Origin of the sequence: Kineosporia succinea (assembly GCF_030811555.1) — a bacterium.
GTDB classification, from domain to species: domain Bacteria; phylum Actinomycetota; class Actinomycetes; order Actinomycetales; family Kineosporiaceae; genus Kineosporia; species Kineosporia succinea.
Window position 1 is genome coordinate 6,166,553 of sequence record NZ_JAUSQZ010000001.1, and the last position, 22,050, is coordinate 6,188,602.

Here is a 22,050-nt window from a genome sequence, read left to right on the forward strand (position 1 = left end):
ACCCGCTCAGAGGCTCAGCACCAGCAGGGCGGCCACCACCAGGACGTCGTACCCGGCGACGGTCCGGTCGAACGTCTGCAGCGGCAGAGGCCCCGCCGGGGTGCTCACCAGGGTCAGCCCGGTGGAGCGGCGGGCCAGGTGACGGCGCCCGAGCACCAGCGGCCCGGTGATCAGCAGCACGAGCCCGGCCACGGGGGACGCGCCCACGGTCGCCGCGGCCAGCACCGTGACGCCGGCGCCGACGCCGAGCACCGGGGCGAACATCCCGGCCACCAGCGCGCCGCGACCCCAGATGCGCTGCAGCGCGGGGGACATCAGCCAGCTCTCGCCGACCCGGGCGACGGCCAGGGCCAGCCCGTACTGCAGCACCACGAGCAGCACGAGCGCCGCACCCGGGCCGAGCAGGCGATCGGCGACAAGGGCGGTCAGCACCAGCCCGGCCGCGCCGAGGAGCCCGCCGGACATCGCCCGCCACAGGACGACCACCGACACCGCCACGGGACGCCGGGTGCGGAACACGAACGCCGGCATGGCGGAACGCGTCGCGGGCCCCTGACGCTCGTGCACGGCCTGCACGATGTCGCCGTCCAGGGCCAGGATCCCGGCGTTCACCGACCAGCGGTTGGTGTGGGCCCGCGTGAGCTGCCAACGGGGGACGACGGGGTTGGCTCGCGGGGCGGCGAACCCTGAGGGCCGGCGCTGGATGGCCGTGGCGACCGTGGCGCCGAGCCCGACGGCCACGCCGGTGGGCGTCGACCAGGCCTGGCCGGCGGCCAGCGTCAGGGCCGCGATGACGAGCGCGGCGGCGACCAGGCCGACCAGGGCCGGGGCGTCCCGCTTCTGGAGCCAGAGCGTCATGACCACAGCCGTGACGAGCACCAGGGCCGTGCTCAGGGCGACCGGGGCGAGCGGCCAGCCCATGGCCCGGGCCGTCAGCACGGCCAGCGCGACGAGCACCACGACGACCGCGCTCGCCGCCGCCCAGGTGAGCAGGTGCTGGTGGCCGAGCACGTCACCGGTCGGCAGCCACTGCAACTGCGCGGCGGACGCGGCGACCGGCCCGGCGAAGAACAGCACCTGCACCCAGACCCCGGCCACCGCCAGGGCGACGGACAGGGCCAGCAGCGCCGGTGAGAAGCCGCGGTCCTGGGCGGTGTTCAGCAGGCCGGGCAGCAGATGCCCGCCCACGTTCCACACCACGGAAGCCGACATGGGCACGGTGATCAGGGCGACGACCGCGTCCTCGGCGGTGGGGCGCCTCACCGGTTCACCCGGCCGGTGAGCCGCACCTGCGGGCAGTCCAGGGCCTTCAGCAGCACGGGGTCGTGGCTGGAGAGCAGAATGCAGCGCTCGGGGGTGAGCAGGGCGAGCAGTTCCCGGGCGAGCATCTCGACGCCGGCCCGGTCGAGGTGGGCCTCGGGCTCGTCGAGCAGGAGAACGCTCCACGGCCGCACGCGCGCCGAGGCCAGGGCGACCCGCCGGCGCTGGCCGGAACTCAGGGCGGTGGGCCTGTGACCGCCCAGGTCCGGCACCCCGAACGCGTCCAGCGCCGCCTGCACCGACGCGCCCGGGGGCGACGGGGCCAGCAGCATCAGGTGGTCGATGACGGTGAGCCCGGGCAGCCAGGTGAAGTCGTTGAGAATGCCGTAGACCGCCAGCCAGTGCTCCGCCGACGACGGGTGCGAGGGCCGCCCGAAGATCTCGACGGTGCCGGCGTCCATCGGCGTGGCGCCGGACAGACAGTCCAGAAGCGTCGACTTCCCGGCCCCGTTCGGGCCGGTCAGGGCCATGACGCCGCCCGCCGGCAGGGTGAGGGAGACGTCGGTGAGAACGGATTCGGAGCCGTAGCGTTTGCTCACGCCGGTGACACGCAACATCGCAGAACCCTAGGGCACGGTGCCCATGGCGGGCGCCGGTGGGGAGTACTGCCGGTACCGGCTACGGCAGGCTCTCCTCGAAGGCGACCGGCCCGGCTTCACTGGCAGCATGACGCACCTCACCGGCGGCCGGACGACTGCCCTTCCCGGCTCCGGGGCGACCCGGCAGCTGACCGGGCACCCGACCGCGATCCTGGCCATCATCCTGGTCAGCTACTTCATGATCCTGCTCGACAACTCGGTCATCTTCACCGGACTGCCCAGTGTCCAGGCCGGTCTCAGGCTCTCGACCGCCGAGCTGTCGTGGATCCAGGACGCGTACACCCTGGTCTTCGGCGGCCTCCTCCTGCTCGGCGCGCGGGCCGGTGACCTGATCGGGCGCGTGCGCCTGTTCGTGGTGGGGCTGGGAGTCTTCGGGCTCGCCTCGCTGGCGATCGGCCTGTCCCCGGCCGGCTGGTGGATGATCACGGGACGCGCGGTGCAGGGCATCGGCGCGGCCGTCGTGGCGCCCACCTCCCTGGCCCTGATCACCAGTTCCTTCGAGGGCGAGGCCCGGCGCCGGGCGGTGGCGCTGTACGCCGCCACGGCCGGGATCGGCGCGAGCCTGGGCATGCTCGTCGGTGGCGCGTTCACCGCCTGGATCTCGTGGCGCGCGGCCTTCCTGATCAACGTGCCGATCGCCGCGGCCATGATCGTCGGGGCCCGGGCCGTGCTGACCGAGACCCCGCGCCGGCAGGGACGCTTCGACGCCCTGGGAGCCGTCTGCGCCACCCTCGGCATCGGGGCGCTGGTGTTCGGCTTCATCGAGGCCGGGGACGCCGGCTGGTCCTCGGTGCGGGTCGTGACCTCCCTGACCGCCGGCGTCGTGCTGCTGGTCGTCCTCCTCGCCCACGAGGCCCGGGCCGAGCAACCGATCATGCCGCTGCGCCTGTTCCGCAGCCGCGAGCGCAGCGGTGCCTACGCCGCCCGGGTGCTCTATCTGGGCGCCATGATGGGATTCTTCTTCTTCACCACCCAGTTCCTGCAGAACGTCTACGGTTTCAGCCCGCTGCAGGCCGGCCTGGGCTTCCTGCCGATGACCCTGGTGAACTTCGCCGTCGCGATGGCCGTCGGGCGCCTGGGCCCTCGCGTCTCCAACGCGCTGCTCCTGGCCGCCGGCACCACGCTGACCCTGGCCGGCGTGTTCTGGCTGAGCCGGGCCGGGCTGGGGGACAGCTACGGCACGGCCGTCGCCCTGCCCATGGTGCTGATCGGGGCCGGCCAGGGACTGGCCTTCGCACCGCTGACCAACGCCGGAATCGCCGGGGTCCGTCCGGCCGACGCGGGCGCGGCCTCCGGGCTGGTGAACACCGCCCATCAGCTGGGATCGGCGCTGGGACTGGCCGTGCTGGTGGCGATCTCGGCCGGCACCGGTAGCTCCTCGGTGGCCGCGGTGACCCACCAGTTCCACGAGGCCATGAGCGGCAGCGCCGCGTTCCTGGCCCTGGCGCTCGCGGTGGTACTGGTCGTCGTCGTCCCCGCCGCCCGCCGCCCACGCTCGTGACCGGGGACGATTCGGTGGCTGACGCCTGGGCCGGGTCCTCGAACCCGGGGTGGCCCGTCCCCGCGACCGATCCGGAGGCGGTGCGCCCTCTGGGGGACCTCTCGATGCGGTGGCTGGGATCAGAGCACGACGACGAGCTTGCCCTGTGACGAGTTGGCCTCCATCCGCGCGTGGGCGTTCGCCACACCTTCGAGGTCGTAGATGATCTCGATCGGGACCTTCGCGAGGCCGGCCGCGACGTCGTCGAGGAAGCGCTGCAGCACGTCGGCCGGAAGGTCGGACGCCTCGCCCGAGTAGGCGGTCAGGCGCACCCCGCGGGGGATGTAGCTGATCGGGTAGAACTCCTTCACCGTCCACTCGTTCGAGAGCATGCCGGTGAAACAGACCACGCCGTGACGCGCGGTCGCCCTCAGGGTGTCGGGAAGCGTGGGGGTGCCCACGAGTTCGAGGGCGGTGTCGACGCCCTCGGGCAGGATGGCGCGGGTGTGCTCGGCCACGTGACCGTCGTCGATCAGGACGTGGTCCACCCCGAGATCGAGCAGGAGCTCGGCCTTCGCCGGGGCGCGGGTGGTGGACAGCACGGTCATGCCCAGCCGCTTGGCCAGGGCGGCCGTGGCCAGGCCGACGGACGACGTGCCGCCCCGGATCAGGATGCTCTGGCCGGGGCGGGCGTCGAGGCCGTCGGTGAGGGAACCGTAGGCGGTCTGCAGCATCTCGGGTACGGCACCGAGGGTGGCCCAGTCGAGGTCGGAGCGGAACGGGATGACCTGGGTGACCGGGACGCAGGTGTATTCGGCGTAGCCGCCGTCGAAGCGGCGACCCATCTCGCCCATCATGGTCATGACCTGCCGACCGGGTTCGAAGGTGCCGGTGGGGTCATGGTCGACGACACCGGTCGCCTCGATCCCCAGCACTCTCGGGAAGGTGACGTCGCCGCCCGAATGGCCCAGGCGCGTCATCAATTCCGATCGGTTGAGGCCGAAAGACCTCACCTGGATGCGAACCCAGCCGGGGCGGGGTTCGGGCACCGGGAGGTCGCGCACGTGGAAGTTCGTGACCGGGCCGGGGGCGTCCAGGACCACGGCCCGCATCGTTGTGCTCATGGCGTCTCCTCGGCTTCGGCGAGTTGTTCTCGCAACCAGGCTTTCTCGGCCGTGCTGGTGGCGCGGGCGGTCAGCAGGACGCCCTGCCGGTACGGGTCGTGGATCTCGGCGGCGTGCAGCGGGCGGTCGCCGTCGTAGAAGAAGCTGGCCGGCTGCTCGAGAAAGGCCAGGCGCCGGGCGAGAACGGCCTGGCGTGCGGCCGCGTCGGGCAGGAGCGACAGGAAGGCCAGGACCAGGATGAAGCGGCCGCCGTCGGTGATGTCGTGGCCGTCGGCCTCGCGCAGGATCTGTTCCAGGCGCCGCCGCCCGGCGTCGGTCAGGTGCAGCGTCTTGCGGGAGGCCGCGCCCGTGCCCGGCTCGATCTGCTCGCTGAGCAGCCCGGCCGCGGTCAGCCGCTTGAGCGCGGGGTAGATCGTGCCGTCACTCATCGGGCGCGCGTAGCCGTGCAACTGCTCCATGCGGCGCCGCAGCTCGTACCCGTGCAGGGGGCCCTCGGCCAGGAACCCCAGGATCATCAGCTCGATCACACCGACAGCTTACCCCTCGATTCGATATGCCTCGGTTCGATGTATGAAACATCGGGCCGCGCCGCGTGCCATGGCTCTCGACGCCGGTTTCCCGATCAGGAAACGGCCGGCCGGGCTAGAGTCACCCTGTCCGCTTTGTCGCGCAAGGTGGGAGTCATGCCCGACCCTCGGCCTGATGAGAAGCCGGTGGACGTCGACGCCCAGCTGTCGGCCGCAGCCTCGCTGGAAGACCTGTTCGCCCTGGCCCGACGCCATCTCCTGGGCGAGCGCTCCACGGGGGCGGTCGCGCGCCGGTCGGGACTGGGGGAGTCGACCGTCTACGCGTTCCGCAGCGGCCGGAAGCTGTCGGCCGCGTCCTTCGCGCGTCTGGTGGCCACGTACGATCCGCAGCGGCAGGTGGCCTGGCACGAAGCCTGGGACCGCCTGTTCGTGACGGAGGCTCAGGCCCGCACGACGGTGGACACTCCTTCGCCGCCCGGGATCTCGGCGCCTGGTGCCGTCTCCGCCACCGCGGGGGAGCCCTCGCCGAAGGGGCCGGGCGGGAGCGGAGTGCGCCGGCTCCGGCAGACCGGGCTCCTCGTCGGAGCGCTCCTGGCGGGTGTCGTCATCGGTGCCGGGGGAATCACGTTCGCGGCCGGTGATCCCGAGGCCGCCCCCTCCGGCGCGGGCTGCCCGAACCCTCCGCTGGAGACGATGGGGGCCTTCACCTCCGAGCCCGGGGCGAGTCGGGTCGGCGTCTCCGTCACGACGATCTCCTACACGTACTACGAGGCGTACTCACCCATGATCCAGGTAGGCGCAGGGCTGAGCGGGCCGGTTCCGGGTGATCAGCACCTGCACTTCGTCACCTGGGCGGACCCCACGACGAAAGACTCCACCCCACAACGCAATCCTGGCAACGGCCGGTACTACCCGTCGCCGGAGGTGGTGCCGACCGGTGACGGCTGTGTCAACCTGCCGCGCGGCGAGATGGGATACGGAGGCTTCACCGGGATGCGGGTGCGCTACTACCTGATGCTGGTGCCCGAGGCCGAGTCCCAGGACTTCGAGCGCCTGGGCAACGCTCAGGACGGATTCACCGGGAACGAGCTGCACGCCCGGCGAGTGGTCAGTCTGGGCTACCTGGAACTCCAGACCGGCTGATCCGGCGTGGAACTCAGTCCGGTGGGACCGGGAGGGCCTGCACGGGCGGGGCGAGGGTCACGGTCCACTCGCTCTGGCGCCCCTTCGAGGACACCGTGACGTGGGCGACGGGCTGAGCCTGATCCGGCTCTTCCAGTGTGAAGCTGCACTGGCTCCCCGGCCTCCGCTCCTGATCGAGAAGTGTTGCGAGAGGACGGCTGCTGTCCGGCCACGCCGTTTCCAGAACCTTCTCGGCGGTCTGTCGGTCGGGACTGGCCAGGGCCTGGCAGACGGCCGTGCCGCGCCGGTCGGCCTGCGCCGGATCCAGGGCCGGATCCAGGGCCGGGTCGGGGTCGGGCCCCGAAGACCACAGGGGACGCAGAACCAGGAGCAGGGGCACGGCCAGGGCGACGGCGACGACCGCTCGCACGGCGCGCGACCGTCCTGGTCCCGGACGCGGTGAGGCGGTCGCCCGATGCCCCGGCTCGCGGGACGCCGCCCTGCCATCCGTCGGCAGCGTCAGGACCCGGAGCGGTTCACCGGCGCGAACCGGCAGGACGATCGGCTCGGCGGATCGGGCGGGCAGCTCCTCCTGCGCGGTCCAGGCTCGCTGGAGGTCGCCGGCCACCGCATCGCGGCAGCGCTGCAGGTCCTGCGCGGTCCAGGGGGCGTTCGTGGAGGTCATGCCGGCGGGAAGGATCCAGCCGAAGGTGACGATGACGCCTCGTCCCGAACGGTCCACCGGGGCGCCGTCCAGCCCGAATCGGGCCGATTCCAGGGGCTCCTTGCGGAATACCGTCCGGACGCCCCCGGCGAGGTGGGTCAGGAACACCGTGCCCGGAGGGCTGGTCCCCGGCGGGAGCGAGCGGATCAGCTGCTCCGAGGCCGGGGTGCCCAGACGCTGCTCGTCCGCGACCAGCAGCTGGTAGCCGATGTCTCTTCCCCGGCTGTAGAGAAAGGGGACGACCCGGCGCCCGCCGCCCTCGCGCTCACCGGTCATGGTGCCGGTCAAGATTCGATTCCGGGTAGTCGTGGTCCAGCTGCTGGACGCGGTTGCGGGCCCAGAGGTACAGGTACTGGTAGGCGTCCTTCCTGCCCCGAAGCCGTTCTCCGCCCTCGATGTTGAAGGTCGTCTGCGGAGCCTCGTGGGGCGAGTCGGGCCGGTCCAGCTGCAGCGCCAGCGCGACGATGCCGAGATTGATCGACAGGCTCGTCCTCAGCAGCAGCCAACGGGACATGCGCCGCACGACGGAACCCTCACGCGTGGTGGGGGCGGTGGCCGAGTCGGTCATCCGCCGTCGTGACTCCTGCAGGCAGGCCAGAGCAAACGGGACATCGACGTTGACCGGCCGGAACCGGGCGTCCGGCAGCTTGGGCCAGGGCTGGTCGACGGAGAAGTCGAAGTACTGGTTCCCGACCGCACTCGCCGGAATGACCTTCAGCCCCTTCTCGTGGTGCGTCAGGGGGAGAAAGTCTTCCTGCTCGCGGAGAAACGCGATCACGTCGGGCAGGACGTACTTGTGTTCCGTCAGGAAGTCCCACTTCGTGATGAGGAGATGACAGACCCCCTCACATGTCAGGAAGACGCTGACGATGTTGTAGAAGTTCTCGTTGAAGCGGCTCCTGACCGTATGGACCGTCTCCCCCTTGTGGGAGCGGGCGTTATCGTCCTCGCCCAGGTCCAGGAGCATGCAGATGTCCTCACCGTCCAGCAGCCCGAAAACGGCGTGCGACGTGGTGATCTCCGGGAGGAACTGGCGGGCGGTCTCGGTGTCCCTCTGCAACGACCGCAGATTCTCGCCCGGGAAATCGGCCGTCTGGAAGCTGAGCACGACCCGTTCCCGATGTTCCTCCTGCAGCATGACCTGGAGCTTCCACTCCCGCATGCTGGAAGGCTGCTGCTCTGTCGCCCGGGGTCGCGCGGCGGTACTGTAGCCAGGCATCGGTGACGGATCGCCATCACCCGCCCCTGGCGTATGGGGTCCCTTCTCGGGGATGAAACGAACACCGTTCCTGCGGAACATCAGCGTTCGTTGCATGGCCAGCATCAGCATCGTCTTACCGGACGACATGTATCCGAGGAAGACGATGTTGATCGGAGCGGCCAGCCGGCGGATGAGGAGCACCTGTCTGACCCAGAGCCAGAGCAGGGTCACCACGTAGCCCACCACGGCGAGCGCAACCACAGCGAGAACGATCAAAGGGTTCACGAGGACCTCATCAGCGTCACGACGGGGAGTCTCATCGGCCCGGCGAGGCGCCACCTGGTGAAGCGGCGCACCGGACTCGGTACGCCGTTTCACCAGGTGGCGCCGTCAGGCTCCCTCGCCGGGCCGGACGTGATCAGGATCCGTGGAGGTCGTTCGTGGCGACAAGGTGATCACGGGCCGCCTTCTCCCGGGAGAGCCCGGGACCTCTCCCGAGAGCCCCGCGAGAGCCCCGCGAGAGACAGCCGGAGGTCAGGTCACCACGATCTTGCCGGTGTTCTGCGGGTAGATCGGGTCGTTGTAGAAGTACTCACCCGGGCGCTCGAAGGTGTGCTGGAACGACTGCCCGGGCATCAGTGTCCCGGTGTCGAACTCGTACTCGAAGAAGCTCACCGCCCCGTGCGCCGAGGCGTTGCCGGCCGGGTTCACGAACGTGATCGTCGTGCCCCTGGGCACCCGGAGATGCTGCGGCGACATGGCGTTCTGGGCGACCAGGTTCTCGGTGGGGCCCGGCCCGTTGTTCCACACCCGCCCCAGCGTCACGGTGTTCCCGGCGGTCTCGCCGCTCACCGCGGCGGTGCGGATCTGATTGCGTTGGGACGGGGGAGTGGGCGCCGGCGCGGGCGTCACCTTGCCGTTCAGTTTGAAGGCCCACAGATGATCGCCGCGGGGGATGTCGGGGTAGGGCAGGCCGTTGCCGCCGGCGAACACCGCGAGGTACTGCTCACCGTCGATCTCGTAGGCGATCGGGCTGGTGTGCACGCCCGCGCCGCACTGGAAGCTCCAGAGGATCTCGGCGGTCTCGTCGTCCATCGCGTGCAGCACCCCGTCGGGACCGCCCTGGAACATCACCCGGCCGCCGGTGGTGAGGATGCCGTTGCCGTGCGCCAGTGACCACTCCCGCTCGATGCTCCACACCACCGTGTTGTCGCGCGGGTCGACCGCCGCGATGCCGCCACCGAAGTACTCGCCCAGCGGGCGCGCGGTGTTGACCCGGCCGCCGACGGTGTTCGAGTACGCCGAGTTGATCAGGCCGTAGCCCACGTACAGCCAGCCGGTGTTCGGGTTGAACGACACGTGGGCCCAGTCGGCGCCGCCCCCGGCCCCGGGGAAGATGATGGTCGCGCGGTCCCAGAACGTGTCGAACGCGCCGCCGACCGGGTAGAACGGCACCGGGCGGGTCGCGTTGTCGAAGCGCGGCTTCTGCGGCATGAACGACTCGCCACCGGGAAAGGGCTGGGTGGGCGCGGTCTTCTGGCGCCGGTCCTGCGGCACCGGCTTCTCGGTCACACCCTGCACCGGTGTGCCGTCGCGGCGGTCGAGGACGAAGTACATGCCGACCTTGCTGCCGTAGGCCACGATCTTGCGGGTGCGGCCCTTGACCGTGATGTCGGCCAGCACCGGTGCCATCACGTTGTCGTAGTCCCAGATGTCGTGGTGCACGGACTGGAAGTGCCAGCGCCGCCGCCCGGTCTTGGCGTCCAGGGCCACGATGCAGTTCGCGAACAGGTTGTCGCCCGCCCGCGTCGAGCCGTTGGTGCGCGGGTACGGATTGCCGAAAGTCCAGTACACCAGGCCCAGATCGGGATCGACCGCCGGATGGATCCACGGCACCGCGCCACCGGTCTTCCAGCTCTCGCCCTCCCAGGTGTCACCGCCGAACTCGTCGGGCCCGGGGACGGCCCAGAACGTCCACCTCAGCTCGCCCGTGCGGGCGTCCAGCGCGTAGGCCCGCCCCCGTGCGCCCGCCGTGCTGCCCTGCATGCCCACGTAGATCAGCCCGTCCCAGTGCACCACCGCCCCGGCCAGCGAGCCGATCGAGCCGCCGCACTGCCCGTTCGCCGGGTCGCACGGCTCCGGGCTGCCCGCCGAGGTGTCTTCGGTGAGAAGCAGGGTCTTCCAGACGACCTGGCCGGTCTTCTTGTTCAGGGCGTAGACGTGGTTGTCGCCGGCGATGGTGAACACCCGATCGGCGTCGAGCGCCACGCCCCGCATGTTGATGCGGTCGGTGCCGACGTTCGTCTTCCACCGCGTGGCGCCGGTGCGCCCGTCGATCGCGAAGACGTTCTGCTGCTGCGTCTGCACGTACAGCACGCCCTTCTCGGCCACCACCGTGCTCTGCTGAGCCTGCGAGGTGTCGCCACCCTCGAGGTTCACGTGCCAGGCCCCACCCAGCCGGCTCACGTTCTTCCGGGTGATCTGCCGGAGGGGGGAGTAGTTCTGGTTGCCGTAGTTGCCGCCCACCTTCGGGAAGCTGGCCCCGACCGGCCCGAAACTGCCCGGCTGGGGCGGGGTCACGGCGGCCTGGGCCTCCTGGGCCGACGTGGCCAGCACGGCACCGGCGGTGAGAGCGGAGGATCCGGTCAGGAACATGCGACGGTGCATGAACACTCCTCGGGTGTGTACCACTGAGCGGTACGAACGATCCATCGAACGGTAGACCCGATCCGAGCCGGGCGACAAGACTGTCCGGAACAAAAGCTTTCGCCACGATTCGGGAACCTCTATCGTCGTAGCCCATACCGACGTGACACCCGTGAACCACCAGGTGGACCGGTGAAATCAGTTCCGTTCCGCGCACTGTCGCGCAAGCGAAGGGACGAGCACGTGAACATTCGGTACGGCATCAAGAGCGGCCCCCTCCTCGTGGCCGTCATCACCGTGGTCATCGTCTGGGCCCTGAGCGGAATCGCCCGCCCGGCAGCCAGTCCCGGCGGCAGGCCCCAGGGGGCGCAGCAGCTCGGTGAACCCGACTACGGCGTCTGCCGCGGCACCGACCCGAAGTGCTACCACGACTGGGGCAACGTCAGCCCGGAGAACGGCGTGAGGGTCCTGGTCTACAGCCGCACCGCCGGCCCCCGCCACGCCAACCTCGGCCCGGCCCTCGCGGCCGGGCTCAACCCACCGCTGACCGACGCGAACGCCGCCCAGAAAGGCCTAGTCGCACTCGGTGCCGCCAACGGGTTCAGCGTCGACCACACCGAGGACGTGACCCAGCTGGCCAGTGCGGGCACCCTGCTGAAGTACGACGCGGTCGTGTTCCTCAGCACCACCCGCGACACGCTCGACGACGGCGCCCAGACCGCACTGCGTCAGTACGTCCGCGCCGGAGGCGGATTCGTCGGCATCCACAACGCGTTCGGCACCGAGTACAACTGGCCCTGGTACGAAGGGCTGCTCGGCAACGCCAACTTCTACGACCACGGCCCCTACCAGGCCGGCACCGTGCGAACCCTCGACCGCAGGGACGCGTCCACGAAATCCCTTCCGGCGAGCTGGGAGTACAAGGACGAGTGGTACAACCTCGTGCCCTTCCCGTCCCGGGTGCGGGTGCTCGCCACCGTCGACGAGAAGAGCCTCACCCAGGGCGTCACCGGCAACCTCGGGCATCCCGGTCACGGCGACTACCACCCCGTCGCCTGGTGTCAGTACTACGACGGCGGAAGGGCTTTCCTGACCACTCTCGGCCACGGGCAGACCGCTTTCGACCCGGCCTCCACGAACGCGGGCGACAGGAACTTCCAGAAGCTCGTCGTCGGAGGAATCCTCTCCGCCGCCGGGGCCCAGCCGTTCTGCCGGTGAACGTGACGCGCACCCAGGCGTCCGAGGACGAGTGACCGAACGTCAGGCGCAGCAAAGAACACCCCCTGTACCGCATCGGTACAGGGGGTGTTGCCCGTCAGGCGGTTTCAGTGGCGACCAGTTCGCGGAAGTGTTCCGTCATGGCCGCGGCATCGGGGGTGCGGCCCGTGATGAGCGTGAACGTCTCGAGCGCCTGATGCACGGTCATCCCGGAACCGTTCAGCGTTCGGCAGCCCCGGGCGGCGGCCGTTCTCAGCAGTTCGGTCTGCAGGGGCCGGTAGACGATGTCGGCCACCCAGTGACGCGGCTGCAGGAGCCCCGGGTCGAAGGGCAGGCCCGGGCGGGCCGCCATTCCTGTGGGTGTGCAGTGGACGAAGCCGTCGGGATCCGGCCCCAGCTGACCGGTTTCGATCGCGGTGACCTCGGAGGCCGGGAACAACCCGGCCAGACGATCGGCGAGCGTGTGCGCCCGGTCGGGACGCACGTCCACGATGCGAAGCCGCCGTACGCCCAGGGTGAGCAGCGCGTGCCCCACCGACATCCCCGCCCCGCCGGCCCCCACCAGGGCCACGCACCCGAGCGGGACGTCCGGCAGGCCGGCCCGGAAGGAACGCGTGAAGCCGGTCCAGTCGGTGTTGCGGCCCAGCCGCCGGCCCTCGCGCAGGAGCACCGTGTTCACGCTGCCGAGCTCGGTGGCGAGATCGTCGAGTTCGTCGAGGTACGGCAGCACCCGGGTCTTGACGGGATGAGTGATGTTCAGCGCGTCGAACCCGAGAACCTCGGCCATCCGCAGCAACTCGCTGACGTCCTCGGTGCCGAGCTCGACGGTGCGGTAGATGTACGCCAGGCCCAGGCGATCGGCCGCGCGCATGTGCAGCGCGGGCGTCAGGGAGGGCCCGACCCCCGACCCGATGAGCCCGACCAGGAACCGGTGCTCACCCACGACGGGCCTCCCGGGACTGCGCGGCCAGCCGGACGGGGGCGTTGGCGGCTCCGTATCCGTCGTAACCGCCGATCCGCTGCAGCACCTCGAAGAAGACCGAACCCACGGTGGCCGTGTAGAAGTGGATGAACTCGCCCTGGCCATCGCGGTCGTACATCAGCCCGAGCGCGCGGAAACGGTCGAGGCGCGCCGGGTCGAGGGCGAAGCGCGCCGCGAGGTCTTCGTAGTAGTTGCCCGGTACCGGCAGGGCCTCGACGCCGTGGGCCCGCAGCCTTTCGGCGACGGCCACGACGTCATCGGTGCGGAACGCCACGTGCTGGGCGAGCGCCCCCGGCCGGGCCGCGGCCGGGGCGACGTTCAGCACGAGCCGCACCCGGTGCTCCGGATCGGTCATGACCTGGCTGCTGATCAGCCCGGACGGCCCGGCGACCTGGGCGCTGCCGTCGACCTCCAGCCCGAGCAGGCTGCGGTGGAACAGGGTGGCCTCGGCGATGTCCTCCCAGGGCTGCACCAGGTTCACGTGGTCGATCGCGGTGACCGCGGAGCTCTCGGGACGCGGCGCCCCGTGGTCGAACTCGGCGATCCAGGGGGGCACGGTGGAGACCGGGCACAGGAAGATCTGGGTCCCGTCGGGGGCGGTGACGGCGTGCAGGGCGTCTTCGCCCTCGTGCACGCGCCGGAAGTCGGACGGGATGTGGAGCGTGCGGGCGCGGGCCAGGGCCGCGGGGGCGTCGGTGAGGTCGAACCCGAGGGCGGCGAGGTGGGGTCGGGGGGACGGGGCCTCGTTCACCACGACGCGGGCCGAGCCGCTGGTCCAGAGCCGGGCCGGGCGGGAACGGTGCGCGCCCCGGTAGTGGAAGCCGAGGTGAGCGAGCAGGGGCTCGACGGTCTCGGGGGTGCGGGCACGGATCTCGGCGAAGGTGAAGGCGCCGGGCGCCGGCGCGGGTGGCCGGGCGGACGCACCGGCCGTCTCCAGAAGATCGATGAGGGAGCGCAGGGCGTGCGCGGCGGTGCGACCGGGGTCGGTCTGCCGGAACACGTCGTTGAACACCTCCAGCGACAGCGGCCCGGTGTACCCGGCGCGCAGCACGTGCGCCAGGAAGCCCGGCAGGTCGAAACCGCCCTCGCCCGGGAAGAGCCGGTGATGGCGGCTCCAGCTGAGCACGTCGAGGCTCAGCACCGGGGCGTCGGCCAGTTGCACGAAGAAGATCTTCTCGCCCGGGATGTCGCCGATCGCCGCCGGGTCGTGCCCCCGCGAGAGGATGTGGAAGGAGTCCAGGCAGAGGCCGAGGCTCGGCTCGTCGACCTCCTGCACGAGCCTCCAGGCCTGACGGTAGTCGTCGACGTAGCGGCCCCAGGCCAGGGCCTCGTAGGCGATGCGCACGCCGTGATCGGCGCCCAGCCGGGCCAGCGTGCGCAGCTGGCCGGGCATCGCGCCGGGATCCACGGCGGTGGCGACGTTGCTGCACAGCAGAACCGTGTCGATCCCGAGACGCCGCATGAGCGTGAACTTGGCCGCGGCCCGGCGCAGGTTGTCGTCGAAGACCGCCGGGGGCACGCCCTCGATGTCGCGCAGCGGCTGGTAGAGCTCCAGCCTCAGCCCGAGCCGGTCGGCCAGGGCGCGGATCTCCTCGGGGGACTCGGGCGCCACCACCAGGTCGGGCTCGAACAGCTCGATCCCGTCGAACCCGGCCCGGGCGCAGGCGTGCATCTTGCCGACCAGGTCGCCGCTGAGCGACACCGTCGCCGTCGAGAGTCTCACCGGTGCCTCCCCGGCCCGGGCGCGGCCGGATCGAGGGGGGCCGGGGCGAGGAAGGTCGGCAGCAACGACGGCGGGATCGGGCCCTTGTTGCGCCGCCCGGACTGCCGCTCCTCCCAGGCGTGGGCCAGGATCCCGACGCTGCGGCTCAGCACGAAGAACCCCCGCGCCAGCTCGGGTTCGAAGCCGAGCTCGGCGTAGATGACGGCGGTCGCCCCGTCGATGTTCATCGGCACCGGATCGAGCCGGGCCTCCACCGCCAGGGCCGCGCTCAGGTGGTGCCCGGCGACCACGCCGGTCTCGACCGCCTCGGCCACCAGACCGAGCAGAGGGTCACGCCGCGGATCGCGGGGATGGAAGCGATGACCGAAACCCGGCAGGTAGCGAGACCTCTGACGCCACCGGTCGGTCACCTCGAGGGCCGCGGCCTCGGCCGTGACGCCGGTGCCGGTCAGCGCGACCACCTCGTCGAGCAGCGCGACGCACTGCTGCCCCGCGCCGCCGTGCGAGTCGCCGAGCGTGTTGACCGCCGAGGCCATCGCGTTGTTGATACCGATGCCGCAGGTGACGGCCATCCGGGCGACGGCGATCGAGGGAGCCTGCGGGCCGTGGTCGAAGGCCGCCACGATCGCCGCCTGCAGCAGGGCGGCCTGGCCGGGCGTGGGCCGGTCGCCGCGCACGAGCAGCCACATGCCGGTGACCAGGTCGGTCTGCCCGATCAGCTCCTGCACGGGGATGCCGCGATACTCCACCTCACCGGGCGCGATGCGGGTGACGGCCGTGGCCCACCAGTCGCTGACCTGCTCGAGAGTGGCCGGTTCGTAACGGCTCATGCCCGCCCCCGCAGCCGGTCGAGCTCGGCGTTGTGCTCACCCAGCGCGGGTGGCGCCGACGTCGGGTGCAGGGCACGGCCGTCGAGATGCACCCCGTTGCTGCTGGTGCGCACGGACCGCCCGGCCGGGACCGCACCCGGGGGGAACGGCACGTCGTGGAAGAACTCCCGGTGCGCCAGCTGCGGCGACTGCACGGCCGCGGCCACCGTCAGGATGCGCGCGGCGGGCACCCCGGCTCCCGAGAGCTCCTTCTCCCAGGACGCCGCGTCGCGCCGGGCCAGGGCCGCGTCGAGCGCGGCGTTCAGCGCGGAACGGTTGGCCTTGCGCAGCTCCCGGGAGGCGAAGCGCCCGTCGTGCACCAGGTCGGGCCGCTCGACGATCCGGCACAGCGTCTCGAACTGGGACTGCCGGTTCGCGGCGATGTTCAGCGGGCCGTCGGCCGCGTGGAAGGTGCCCGAGGGCGCCGCGGTGGCGTTCTGGTCGCCCATCGGCTGCGTCTCCACCCCGCTGATCAGGTAGTTCGACACGGCCCAGCCCATCGCCGACAGCGAGGCCTCGAGCATCGACACGTCGAGGAACGCGCCTCCCCGCCCGGCCGCCCGACCGGCCAGGGCGCTGCTGATCGCGAACGCCGCCATCAGCCCGCCCACACTGTCGCTGACCGGGAAACCGATGCGCAGCGGGGCGGTCTCGGCCGTGCCGGTGATGCTCATCATGCCGGACAGGCCCTGGATCACCTGGTCGTAGGCGGGCGCCTGGCTGTCGGGCCCGTGCTGGCCGAAACCGGTGATGGCGCAGTAGATCAGCTGGTCGTTCAGGTCACGCAGCACATCCCAGTCGTAGCCCAGTCGCCGCAGCACCCCGGCCCGGTAGTTCTCGAGCAGCACGTCGGCGCCGCGCACCAGATCCTCGAACGCGGAGCGCCCCCCGGGCGACTTCAGGTCCAGCTCGAGCGACTTCTTGCCGGCGTTCTGGGCCAGGAACGAGGTGCCGATGCCCTGCTCGTTGAGCGCGGCGTCGGGGCCGAGATGCCGCGCCAGATCGCCTTCTCCGGGTTTCTCGACCTTGATCACCTCCGCGCCCATCAGGCCCAGCTGGTAGCTGCAGTAGGGACCGGCCAGGACGTTGGTCAGGTCCAGCACGCGAATGCCGGCCAGGGGTAGCTCTCTCACTCGTGCCTCTTCCCGCGGCGCCAGTGCCGCACAACGACTTACCCCTCGAAGGGATGAGTGAACCCTCGCCGGGTCATCTGCGCGCAGACCTCACGCAGAGCCGCGACGAAACCCTCGACCCGCTCGTCGGTGAAGCGGGCGGTGGGCCCGCTGATCGTCAGCGCCGACCCGACCCGGCCGGAGCGGGTCAGCACCGGCACCGCCACCGCCGACACCCCGACCTCCCGCTCGCCGTGACTGAGCGCGAAACCGGCCTCGCGGGCCCGTTGCACCCCCTCGGCCAGCCGGGGCCCGGCATCGGGCACCGGAGCGGTGGCCGCGACGCGCTCGCGCAGACTCCCGGTGGCCTCCAGGAGAAGGATCTTGGACGAGGCGCCTCCCCACAGGGGGAGCTGGTCGCCGACGTGCACCACGTGCCGCAGGGTCTGCGTGCTCTGCTGCTGGGCGATACAGACCCGCTGAACATCGCGCCGCACGTAGAGATTCACGGTCTCGCTGGTGCTCTGCGACAGCTCACGCATCAGGGCCCGGAACTCCTCGGGCAGCTCCCAGCCCTGGCGGGCCAGGTACGCCCATCGCCACAGGCCCGGGCCGGCCGTGATGCCGCGCGCGGTGCTCCAGACCAGACCGTTCTGCTCGAGGGTGTGGATCAGGCGCACCGCGGTGGTCTTGGCCAGAGCGGTCTCGGCGACGATCTCGGAAACCGTGACAGTGGTGCGCTCCTCGCTGAGCAGGGCCAGGATCTCGACGGCGCGCTGAACGCTGCGGACTCCTCCTGCAGTGCCCTCGTTGTCCATGGACGGGTCCCCTTTCGGCCGGTGGATGACGGTGCTGACGTCGTGGTCGGGATCAGCCTGTCACCACGGGCCGTAGGCCGATTCTTCGGGGATGAATCCTTGCTAACCGCCCGAATCACCCCGTACGTTACACCAGGACCGTATAGCGGTCCATGAGTCCCATCTAGTGGTTCACGCGAAGGAGCGCCATGCTGAGGGACCTTCTCCGGGCTGCCGCCGACTCCGAGGTGATCGACGCCCCCGCCTACGTTGACGGCGAATGGATCCGCTCGGGAACGAGTTTCGAGCGGGTCGGGCCGTACCTGCGGGAGGTGGTCACCCGGGCCTGGACACCCGGCGAGCAGGCCGTGGTGCGGGCGCTCGAGGCCGCCGCCCGGGGCGCCACCGTGGTCGCGAGGTGGTCACCGGCCCGCCGGGCGGGTGTGCTGGACCGGGCCGCCGAGCTCGCCGCGCGGCACCGCGACGCCCTGGCGCTGGTCATCGCGCGGGAACTGGGCAAGCCGGTGTCCGACGGCGGCAAGGAGATCGACCGGCTGGCCGACACTTTCCGCATCTGCGCCCACGAGGCCCGCCGCATCGGTGGTGACGTGCTGCCGGTCGCCGGGTGGGACAACGGCGTCGGCAACACGGCGCTGACCTACCGCGCACCCCTCGGCGTCGCGCTGGTGATCACCCCGTTCAACGCCCCCGCGAACCTGCTGGCGCACAAGCTCGGCGCCTCGTTCGCGGCCGGCAACACCACGATCGTGAAGTCGCCGCCGCAGGCTCCCGGGGTGTCCGCGGCCGTGGTCGCGTTGCTGCTGGAAGCCGGAATGCCGGGTGAGGCGGTGCAATTGCTGCACGGCGGCGGGGAACTCGGTGCGCGGCTGTGCGGGGCCGACGAGGTGGCGGTGATCAGCTTCACCGGCAGCGCGGCCACGGGCGAGGCGGTGGCCCGGGCGGCCGGGGCCAAGCGGCTGGTGCTGGAGCTGGGCGGCAACGCCGCCACGATCGTCTGCGACGACGCCGATGTCGAGGCCGCCGCCCGCGTCTGCGCCCGCACCGGCTACTCCAACTCCGGCCAGAGCTGCATCAGTGTGCAGCGCATCTACGCCCACCGGTCGGTGCTCGAGGAGTTCGTCGCGGTGCTCACGAAGGAGGTCGCGCGACTGCGCGTGGGCGACCCGGTCGAGGCCGGCACCGACGTCGGGTCGATGGTGGACGCGGCGGCCGCCTCGCGGGTGCAGGCGTGGATCGAGGAGGCGGTGGCCGAGGGCGCCGATCTGGCCTGTGGCGGTGATCGTGACGGCGCGACGTTGCAGCCCTCGGTGGTCGTGAACCCGCGCCCCGACGCCACTCTCGTGCGGCAGGAGGCGTTCGGTGCGGTGGTGGCCGTGCTGCCGTTCGACGACTTCGACGAGGTGCTGGCCGAGTGCAACCGCAGCCGGTTCGGCCTGCAGGCGGGCATCTTCACCCAGCGCCTCGACCGCACGCTGCAGGCCTGGCGCGAGCTCCAGGTCGGGGCGGTCGTCGTGAACGGCTCGTCCAACTACCGCCTCGACCACGTGCCGTTCGGCGGGGTCAAGGACTCCGGGTTCGGCCGGGAGACGCCCTCGAGCATGATCGAGGACTACACCCAGGTGAAAACGCTTATCGTGCGGAACCTCTCGATCTGGGGGAACGAATGACCACGCCGTCGGGCACCGCCGCGCACGTCCTGGTCCAGCAACTGGAGACCTACGGCGTCGAGTACGTCTTCGGCACCTGCGGGCACACCAACATCGCGCTGCTCGACGCGCTGGCGAACAGCTCGATCGAGTTCGTCATCGCCCGGCACGAGCAGTCCGCCGCGCACGCCGCCGACGGGTACGCCCGGGCCAGCGGCAAGACCGGCGTGGTGCTCATGCACGTCGGGCCGGGCCTGATGAACGGCGTGACCGGCGTCGCCACGGCCGCTTTCGACTCGGTTCCCCTGGTCGGGATCAGCGGTGACGTGCCCTCGTACTACGCCGGCCGGCACCCGCACCAGGAGGTGAACCTGCACGCCGACGCCGACCAGACCGCGATCTACCGGTCGTTCGTCAAGCGCGCCTGGACCGTTCACCGCGTCGAGGACCTGACCCGTCACACCGAGCGCGCGTTCTGGACCGCCACCTCGGGGCGACCCGGCGCCGTGCTGCTGAACGTGCCGATGGACGTGTTCTCCCGGCCGCTGTCCTCGGTGAGAATTCCCGCCCTGCCGGGCAACACCGACCTGCCCCACCCGACCCGCCACCAGATCGACCGCATCGCCGACCTGCTCACCCGGGCCGCGCGTCCGTTGATCTACGTCGGTGGTGGGCTCCGGGACCACACCGAAGACCTGCTCGCCCTGGCCGAGCACCTCGACATCCCCGTCGCACACTCGCTCATGGCCAAGGGCACGGTGCCCGACCGGCATCCGCTGCTCATGGGCATGACCGGCTTCTGGGGCCTGGAACTCACCAACGAGTACACCCGCACCGCCGACGTGGTGCTCGCCCTGGGCACACGCTTCGCCGAGACCGACTCCAGCTCCTGGGATCCCGCGTACACCTGGGGCTTCCCGCCGGGGCGCCTGATCCAGGTCGACCTGGACCCGGCCGAGATCGGGCGCAACTACCCGGTCGAGATCGGTGTGGTGGCCGATGCCGGCGAGACCGTGGCCGCCGTGAGACGGGCCGTGAGCGCCACCGCGCCCGACGGCGTGCATCGTGAGGGTCTGAGGGAACGCATCACGGCCGTGCGCACCGAGCTGTTCGAGAGCAGCCGCGAGCGGGGCACCTCGGACGCGTTCCCGTTGCGGCCCGAGCGGATCCTGCGGGATCTGCGCGACGTGCTGCCCGACGACGCGATCCTCGTCACCGATGTCGGCTGGAACAAGAACGGCGTGGCGCAGTGCTACGAGCTGCCCGAGGGCGGGCGGTTCATCACCCCGGGGGGATTGTCCACCATGGGTTTCGGGCCCGCCGCGGCGGTGGGTGTGCAGACGGCGCAGCCCGCGCGAACCGTGGTCGCGCTCATCGGTGACGGCGGTATGAGCGCCCAGCTGCCGGCGCTGCCGATGGCCGTGGAGCAGGGGCTGCCGGTGGTCTTCGTGGTGATGAACAACCGCGCACACGGCACGATCGCCGATCTGCAGGCCGCGAACTTCGGTGCGAGCTACGGCTGCGAGTTCCGCGACCGCGACGGCAACGCGTACTCCCCGGACTTCGCCGCTCTCGGGCGGGCCTGCGGCGCCGACGGCTATCGGCCCACGTCGGCCGACGAGTTCCGCAAGCACCTGCAGGAGGCGGTCGCGAACCGCCGCACCGCCGTGGTCGACGTGGCCATGGTCAACGAGCCGGTCCCCACTCCCGGCCACTGGAACATCAAAGACATCTACCAGGGCCGTTTCTAGGCCCGTCCTGCCGCACACTCCAACGACGAAGTGAGGGCGACGACATGTTCACTGCTCGGCGCATGGCTGTTCCGGTTCTCGTGGTGCTCGCACTGGCCGCCTGCGGCAAGCCGGGGGCCGACGAGGGCACGACCTCATCGGGTGACGGCCCGATCAGGTTCGCGATCGCGGACGCCCAGAGCGGCCAGCTCAGCTCGCTGGGCGCCTGGGAGCTGAAGGGCGCCAAACTGGCCGTGGAGGAGTTCAACGCGGCCGGCGGTGTCGACGGCCGCACGGTCGAGCTGACCGTCTTCGACACCCAGGGCGACCCCACCACGGGAACCTCGATCGCGCAGAAGGTCTCCTCCGGCGGGTTCACCGCCATGCTCGGCACCGCCGAGAGCGCGGTGACGCAGGCGATGAACCCGATCCTGCGGCAGGCGAGGATCCCGAGCATCACGTCCGGGCAGTCCCCGGCGATCGCCGCGCTGGGCAGCCCGTTCCAGTTCTACAACGGGCCCACGAGCGTCACCTACGACGAGACGCTCGCCGAGCACCTCGTCGACGACCAGGGGTTCAAGACCTTCGCGATGGTCACGAACAACGGCGGCTACGGCGCGGGCGAGCACGACGCGTTCCTGGCCGCGCTGAAAGACCGCGGCATCACGCCGACCGACGACAAGGTCGTGACCGTCGACCAGAAGGACTTCAGCTCGATCCTGACCTCGATCCGCTCGAAGAAGCCCGACGTGCTGTTCATCGGCGCCGAGGAGGTCGAGGCCGGCCTGATCGCCAAGCAGGCCCGGGAGCTGGGCGTGGAGTCGGTGTTCGCCGGGGCCGCGCCGCTGGCCACACCGGTCTACATCGAGACGGCGGGGGAGAAGAACGCCGAGGGCACGATCGTCAGCACGCCCTATCTGAGCAACGAGGAGACGGACGCGTCGAAGGCCTTCGCCGAGGCGTACCAGAAGGCGTACGGCGAGGAGGCCGAGATGCACGGCGCCAAGGCCTACGACGGCGCACAGATCTTCCTGGCCGCGCTGAAGAGCACCGGCGGTGAGGGCGGGCAGAAGCTGGCCGACGCCATCCGGGCCACGCAGCACCAGGGCCTGCTCGGCGACTTCACCTACGACGAGCAGGGCGTGGGCATCCACCAGACCAAGATCGGCGAGATCACGGCCGGTCAGCTCACCGCGGTGTCCTGAGGAC

18 protein-coding genes are annotated in these 22,050 nt (G+C 71.0%); 6 read left to right on the forward strand and 12 right to left on the reverse strand.

Annotated elements, in window-relative coordinates; genetic code table 11:
* Positions 1 to 6: 6 nt before the first annotated feature.
* The gene (locus tag J2S57_RS27230) at positions 7 to 1,263 is read right to left on the reverse strand and encodes a hypothetical protein (protein WP_307248125.1); all 1,257 of its coding nucleotides are present in this window, start codon (positions 1,261 to 1,263) and stop codon (positions 7 to 9) included.
* A complete protein-coding gene (locus J2S57_RS27235) occupies positions 1,260 to 1,877 on the reverse strand; it encodes an ABC transporter ATP-binding protein (protein ID WP_307248127.1) in 618 nt (205 codons plus the stop codon). Before J2S57_RS27235 ends, J2S57_RS27230 begins: the two co-directional genes overlap by 4 nt.
* A gap of 109 nt (positions 1,878 to 1,986) precedes the next feature.
* Between J2S57_RS27235 and J2S57_RS27240 the strand changes: the two genes are divergently transcribed.
* Positions 1,987 to 3,420 (forward strand): MFS transporter, encoded by a 1,434-nt coding sequence (locus J2S57_RS27240; protein WP_307248129.1) that lies wholly within the window; start codon positions 1,987 to 1,989, stop codon positions 3,418 to 3,420.
* A gap of 119 nt (positions 3,421 to 3,539) precedes the next feature.
* Here the strand turns inward: J2S57_RS27240 and J2S57_RS27245 are convergent, their stop codons facing one another.
* Entirely contained in the window at positions 3,540 to 4,523 is a 984-nt protein-coding gene (locus J2S57_RS27245; protein WP_307248131.1) for a zinc-binding alcohol dehydrogenase family protein, read from the reverse strand.
* Positions 4,520 to 5,050 (reverse strand): PadR family transcriptional regulator, encoded by a 531-nt coding sequence (locus tag J2S57_RS27250; RefSeq protein WP_307248133.1) that lies wholly within the window; start codon positions 5,048 to 5,050, stop codon positions 4,520 to 4,522. Before J2S57_RS27250 ends, J2S57_RS27245 begins: the two co-directional genes overlap by 4 nt.
* Before the next feature lie 156 nt (positions 5,051 to 5,206).
* On the opposite strand from J2S57_RS27250, the gene J2S57_RS27255 reads away from it, so the two are divergent.
* Complete coding sequence (locus J2S57_RS27255; protein WP_307248135.1) at positions 5,207 to 6,193, forward strand: hypothetical protein; 987 nt, start codon at positions 5,207 to 5,209, stop codon at positions 6,191 to 6,193.
* Between the two features lie 13 nt (positions 6,194 to 6,206).
* On the opposite strand, the gene J2S57_RS27260 is transcribed toward J2S57_RS27255, so the two are convergent.
* The 3 genes from J2S57_RS27260 to J2S57_RS27270 form a co-directional block, all read right to left on the reverse strand.
* Positions 6,207 to 7,184, reverse strand: coding sequence for a hypothetical protein (locus tag J2S57_RS27260; RefSeq protein ID WP_307248138.1), 978 nt, complete (start codon positions 7,182 to 7,184; stop codon positions 6,207 to 6,209).
* On the reverse strand, positions 7,162 to 8,436 hold the full coding sequence (locus J2S57_RS27265; RefSeq protein WP_307248140.1) for a hypothetical protein: 1,275 nt from the start codon (positions 8,434 to 8,436) through the stop codon (positions 7,162 to 7,164). The genes J2S57_RS27260 and J2S57_RS27265 overlap by 23 nt, the downstream gene beginning before the upstream one ends.
* 195 nt (positions 8,437 to 8,631) lie before the next feature.
* Complete coding sequence (locus tag J2S57_RS27270; protein ID WP_307248143.1) at positions 8,632 to 10,764, reverse strand: outer membrane protein assembly factor BamB family protein; 2,133 nt, start codon at positions 10,762 to 10,764, stop codon at positions 8,632 to 8,634.
* Positions 10,765 to 10,935: 171 nt separating this feature from the next.
* Here J2S57_RS27270 and J2S57_RS27275 point away from each other — a divergent pair, with 171 nt between their 5' ends.
* On the forward strand, positions 10,936 to 11,961 hold the full coding sequence (locus tag J2S57_RS27275; protein WP_307248145.1) for a ThuA domain-containing protein: 1,026 nt from the start codon (positions 10,936 to 10,938) through the stop codon (positions 11,959 to 11,961).
* Positions 11,962 to 12,058: 97 nt separating this feature from the next.
* On the opposite strand, the gene J2S57_RS27280 is transcribed toward J2S57_RS27275, so the two are convergent.
* Genes J2S57_RS27280 through J2S57_RS27300 form a run of 5 tightly spaced genes read right to left on the reverse strand, consistent with a single transcriptional unit; the run spans position 12,059 to position 17,465 of the window.
* Positions 12,059 to 12,904 (reverse strand): shikimate dehydrogenase, encoded by an 846-nt coding sequence (locus J2S57_RS27280; protein ID WP_307248147.1) that lies wholly within the window; start codon positions 12,902 to 12,904, stop codon positions 12,059 to 12,061.
* Positions 12,897 to 14,666: a bifunctional sugar phosphate isomerase/epimerase/4-hydroxyphenylpyruvate dioxygenase family protein gene (locus J2S57_RS27285; protein ID WP_307248149.1), complete on the reverse strand. Its 1,770-nt coding sequence runs from the start codon at positions 14,664 to 14,666 to the stop codon at positions 12,897 to 12,899. The genes J2S57_RS27280 and J2S57_RS27285 overlap by 8 nt, the downstream gene beginning before the upstream one ends.
* Positions 14,663 to 15,496 (reverse strand): citryl-CoA lyase, encoded by an 834-nt coding sequence (locus J2S57_RS27290; protein ID WP_307248151.1) that lies wholly within the window; start codon positions 15,494 to 15,496, stop codon positions 14,663 to 14,665. Before J2S57_RS27290 ends, J2S57_RS27285 begins: the two co-directional genes overlap by 4 nt.
* Positions 15,493 to 16,668, reverse strand: coding sequence for a CaiB/BaiF CoA transferase family protein (locus J2S57_RS27295; protein ID WP_307248153.1), 1,176 nt, complete (start codon positions 16,666 to 16,668; stop codon positions 15,493 to 15,495). The genes J2S57_RS27290 and J2S57_RS27295 overlap by 4 nt, the downstream gene beginning before the upstream one ends.
* Before the next feature lie 38 nt (positions 16,669 to 16,706).
* Positions 16,707 to 17,465, reverse strand: a complete 759-nt coding sequence (locus J2S57_RS27300) for an IclR family transcriptional regulator (RefSeq protein ID WP_307248156.1) — start codon at positions 17,463 to 17,465, stop codon at positions 16,707 to 16,709.
* Between the two features lie 188 nt (positions 17,466 to 17,653).
* On the opposite strand from J2S57_RS27300, the gene J2S57_RS27305 reads away from it, so the two are divergent.
* From J2S57_RS27305 to J2S57_RS27315, 3 genes are all read left to right on the forward strand, one after another.
* Positions 17,654 to 19,132 carry an aldehyde dehydrogenase family protein gene (locus tag J2S57_RS27305; protein WP_307248158.1) on the forward strand — a complete coding sequence of 493 codons (1,479 nt, stop codon included), beginning with the start codon at positions 17,654 to 17,656 and terminating at the stop codon, positions 19,130 to 19,132.
* Positions 19,129 to 20,862 carry a thiamine pyrophosphate-binding protein gene (locus tag J2S57_RS27310; RefSeq protein WP_307248160.1) on the forward strand — a complete coding sequence of 578 codons (1,734 nt, stop codon included), beginning with the start codon at positions 19,129 to 19,131 and terminating at the stop codon, positions 20,860 to 20,862. Before J2S57_RS27305 ends, J2S57_RS27310 begins: the two co-directional genes overlap by 4 nt.
* Before the next feature lie 62 nt (positions 20,863 to 20,924).
* Positions 20,925 to 22,046 carry an ABC transporter substrate-binding protein gene (locus J2S57_RS27315; RefSeq protein WP_307248161.1) on the forward strand — a complete coding sequence of 374 codons (1,122 nt, stop codon included), beginning with the start codon at positions 20,925 to 20,927 and terminating at the stop codon, positions 22,044 to 22,046.
* Positions 22,047 to 22,050: the final 4 nt, after the last annotated feature.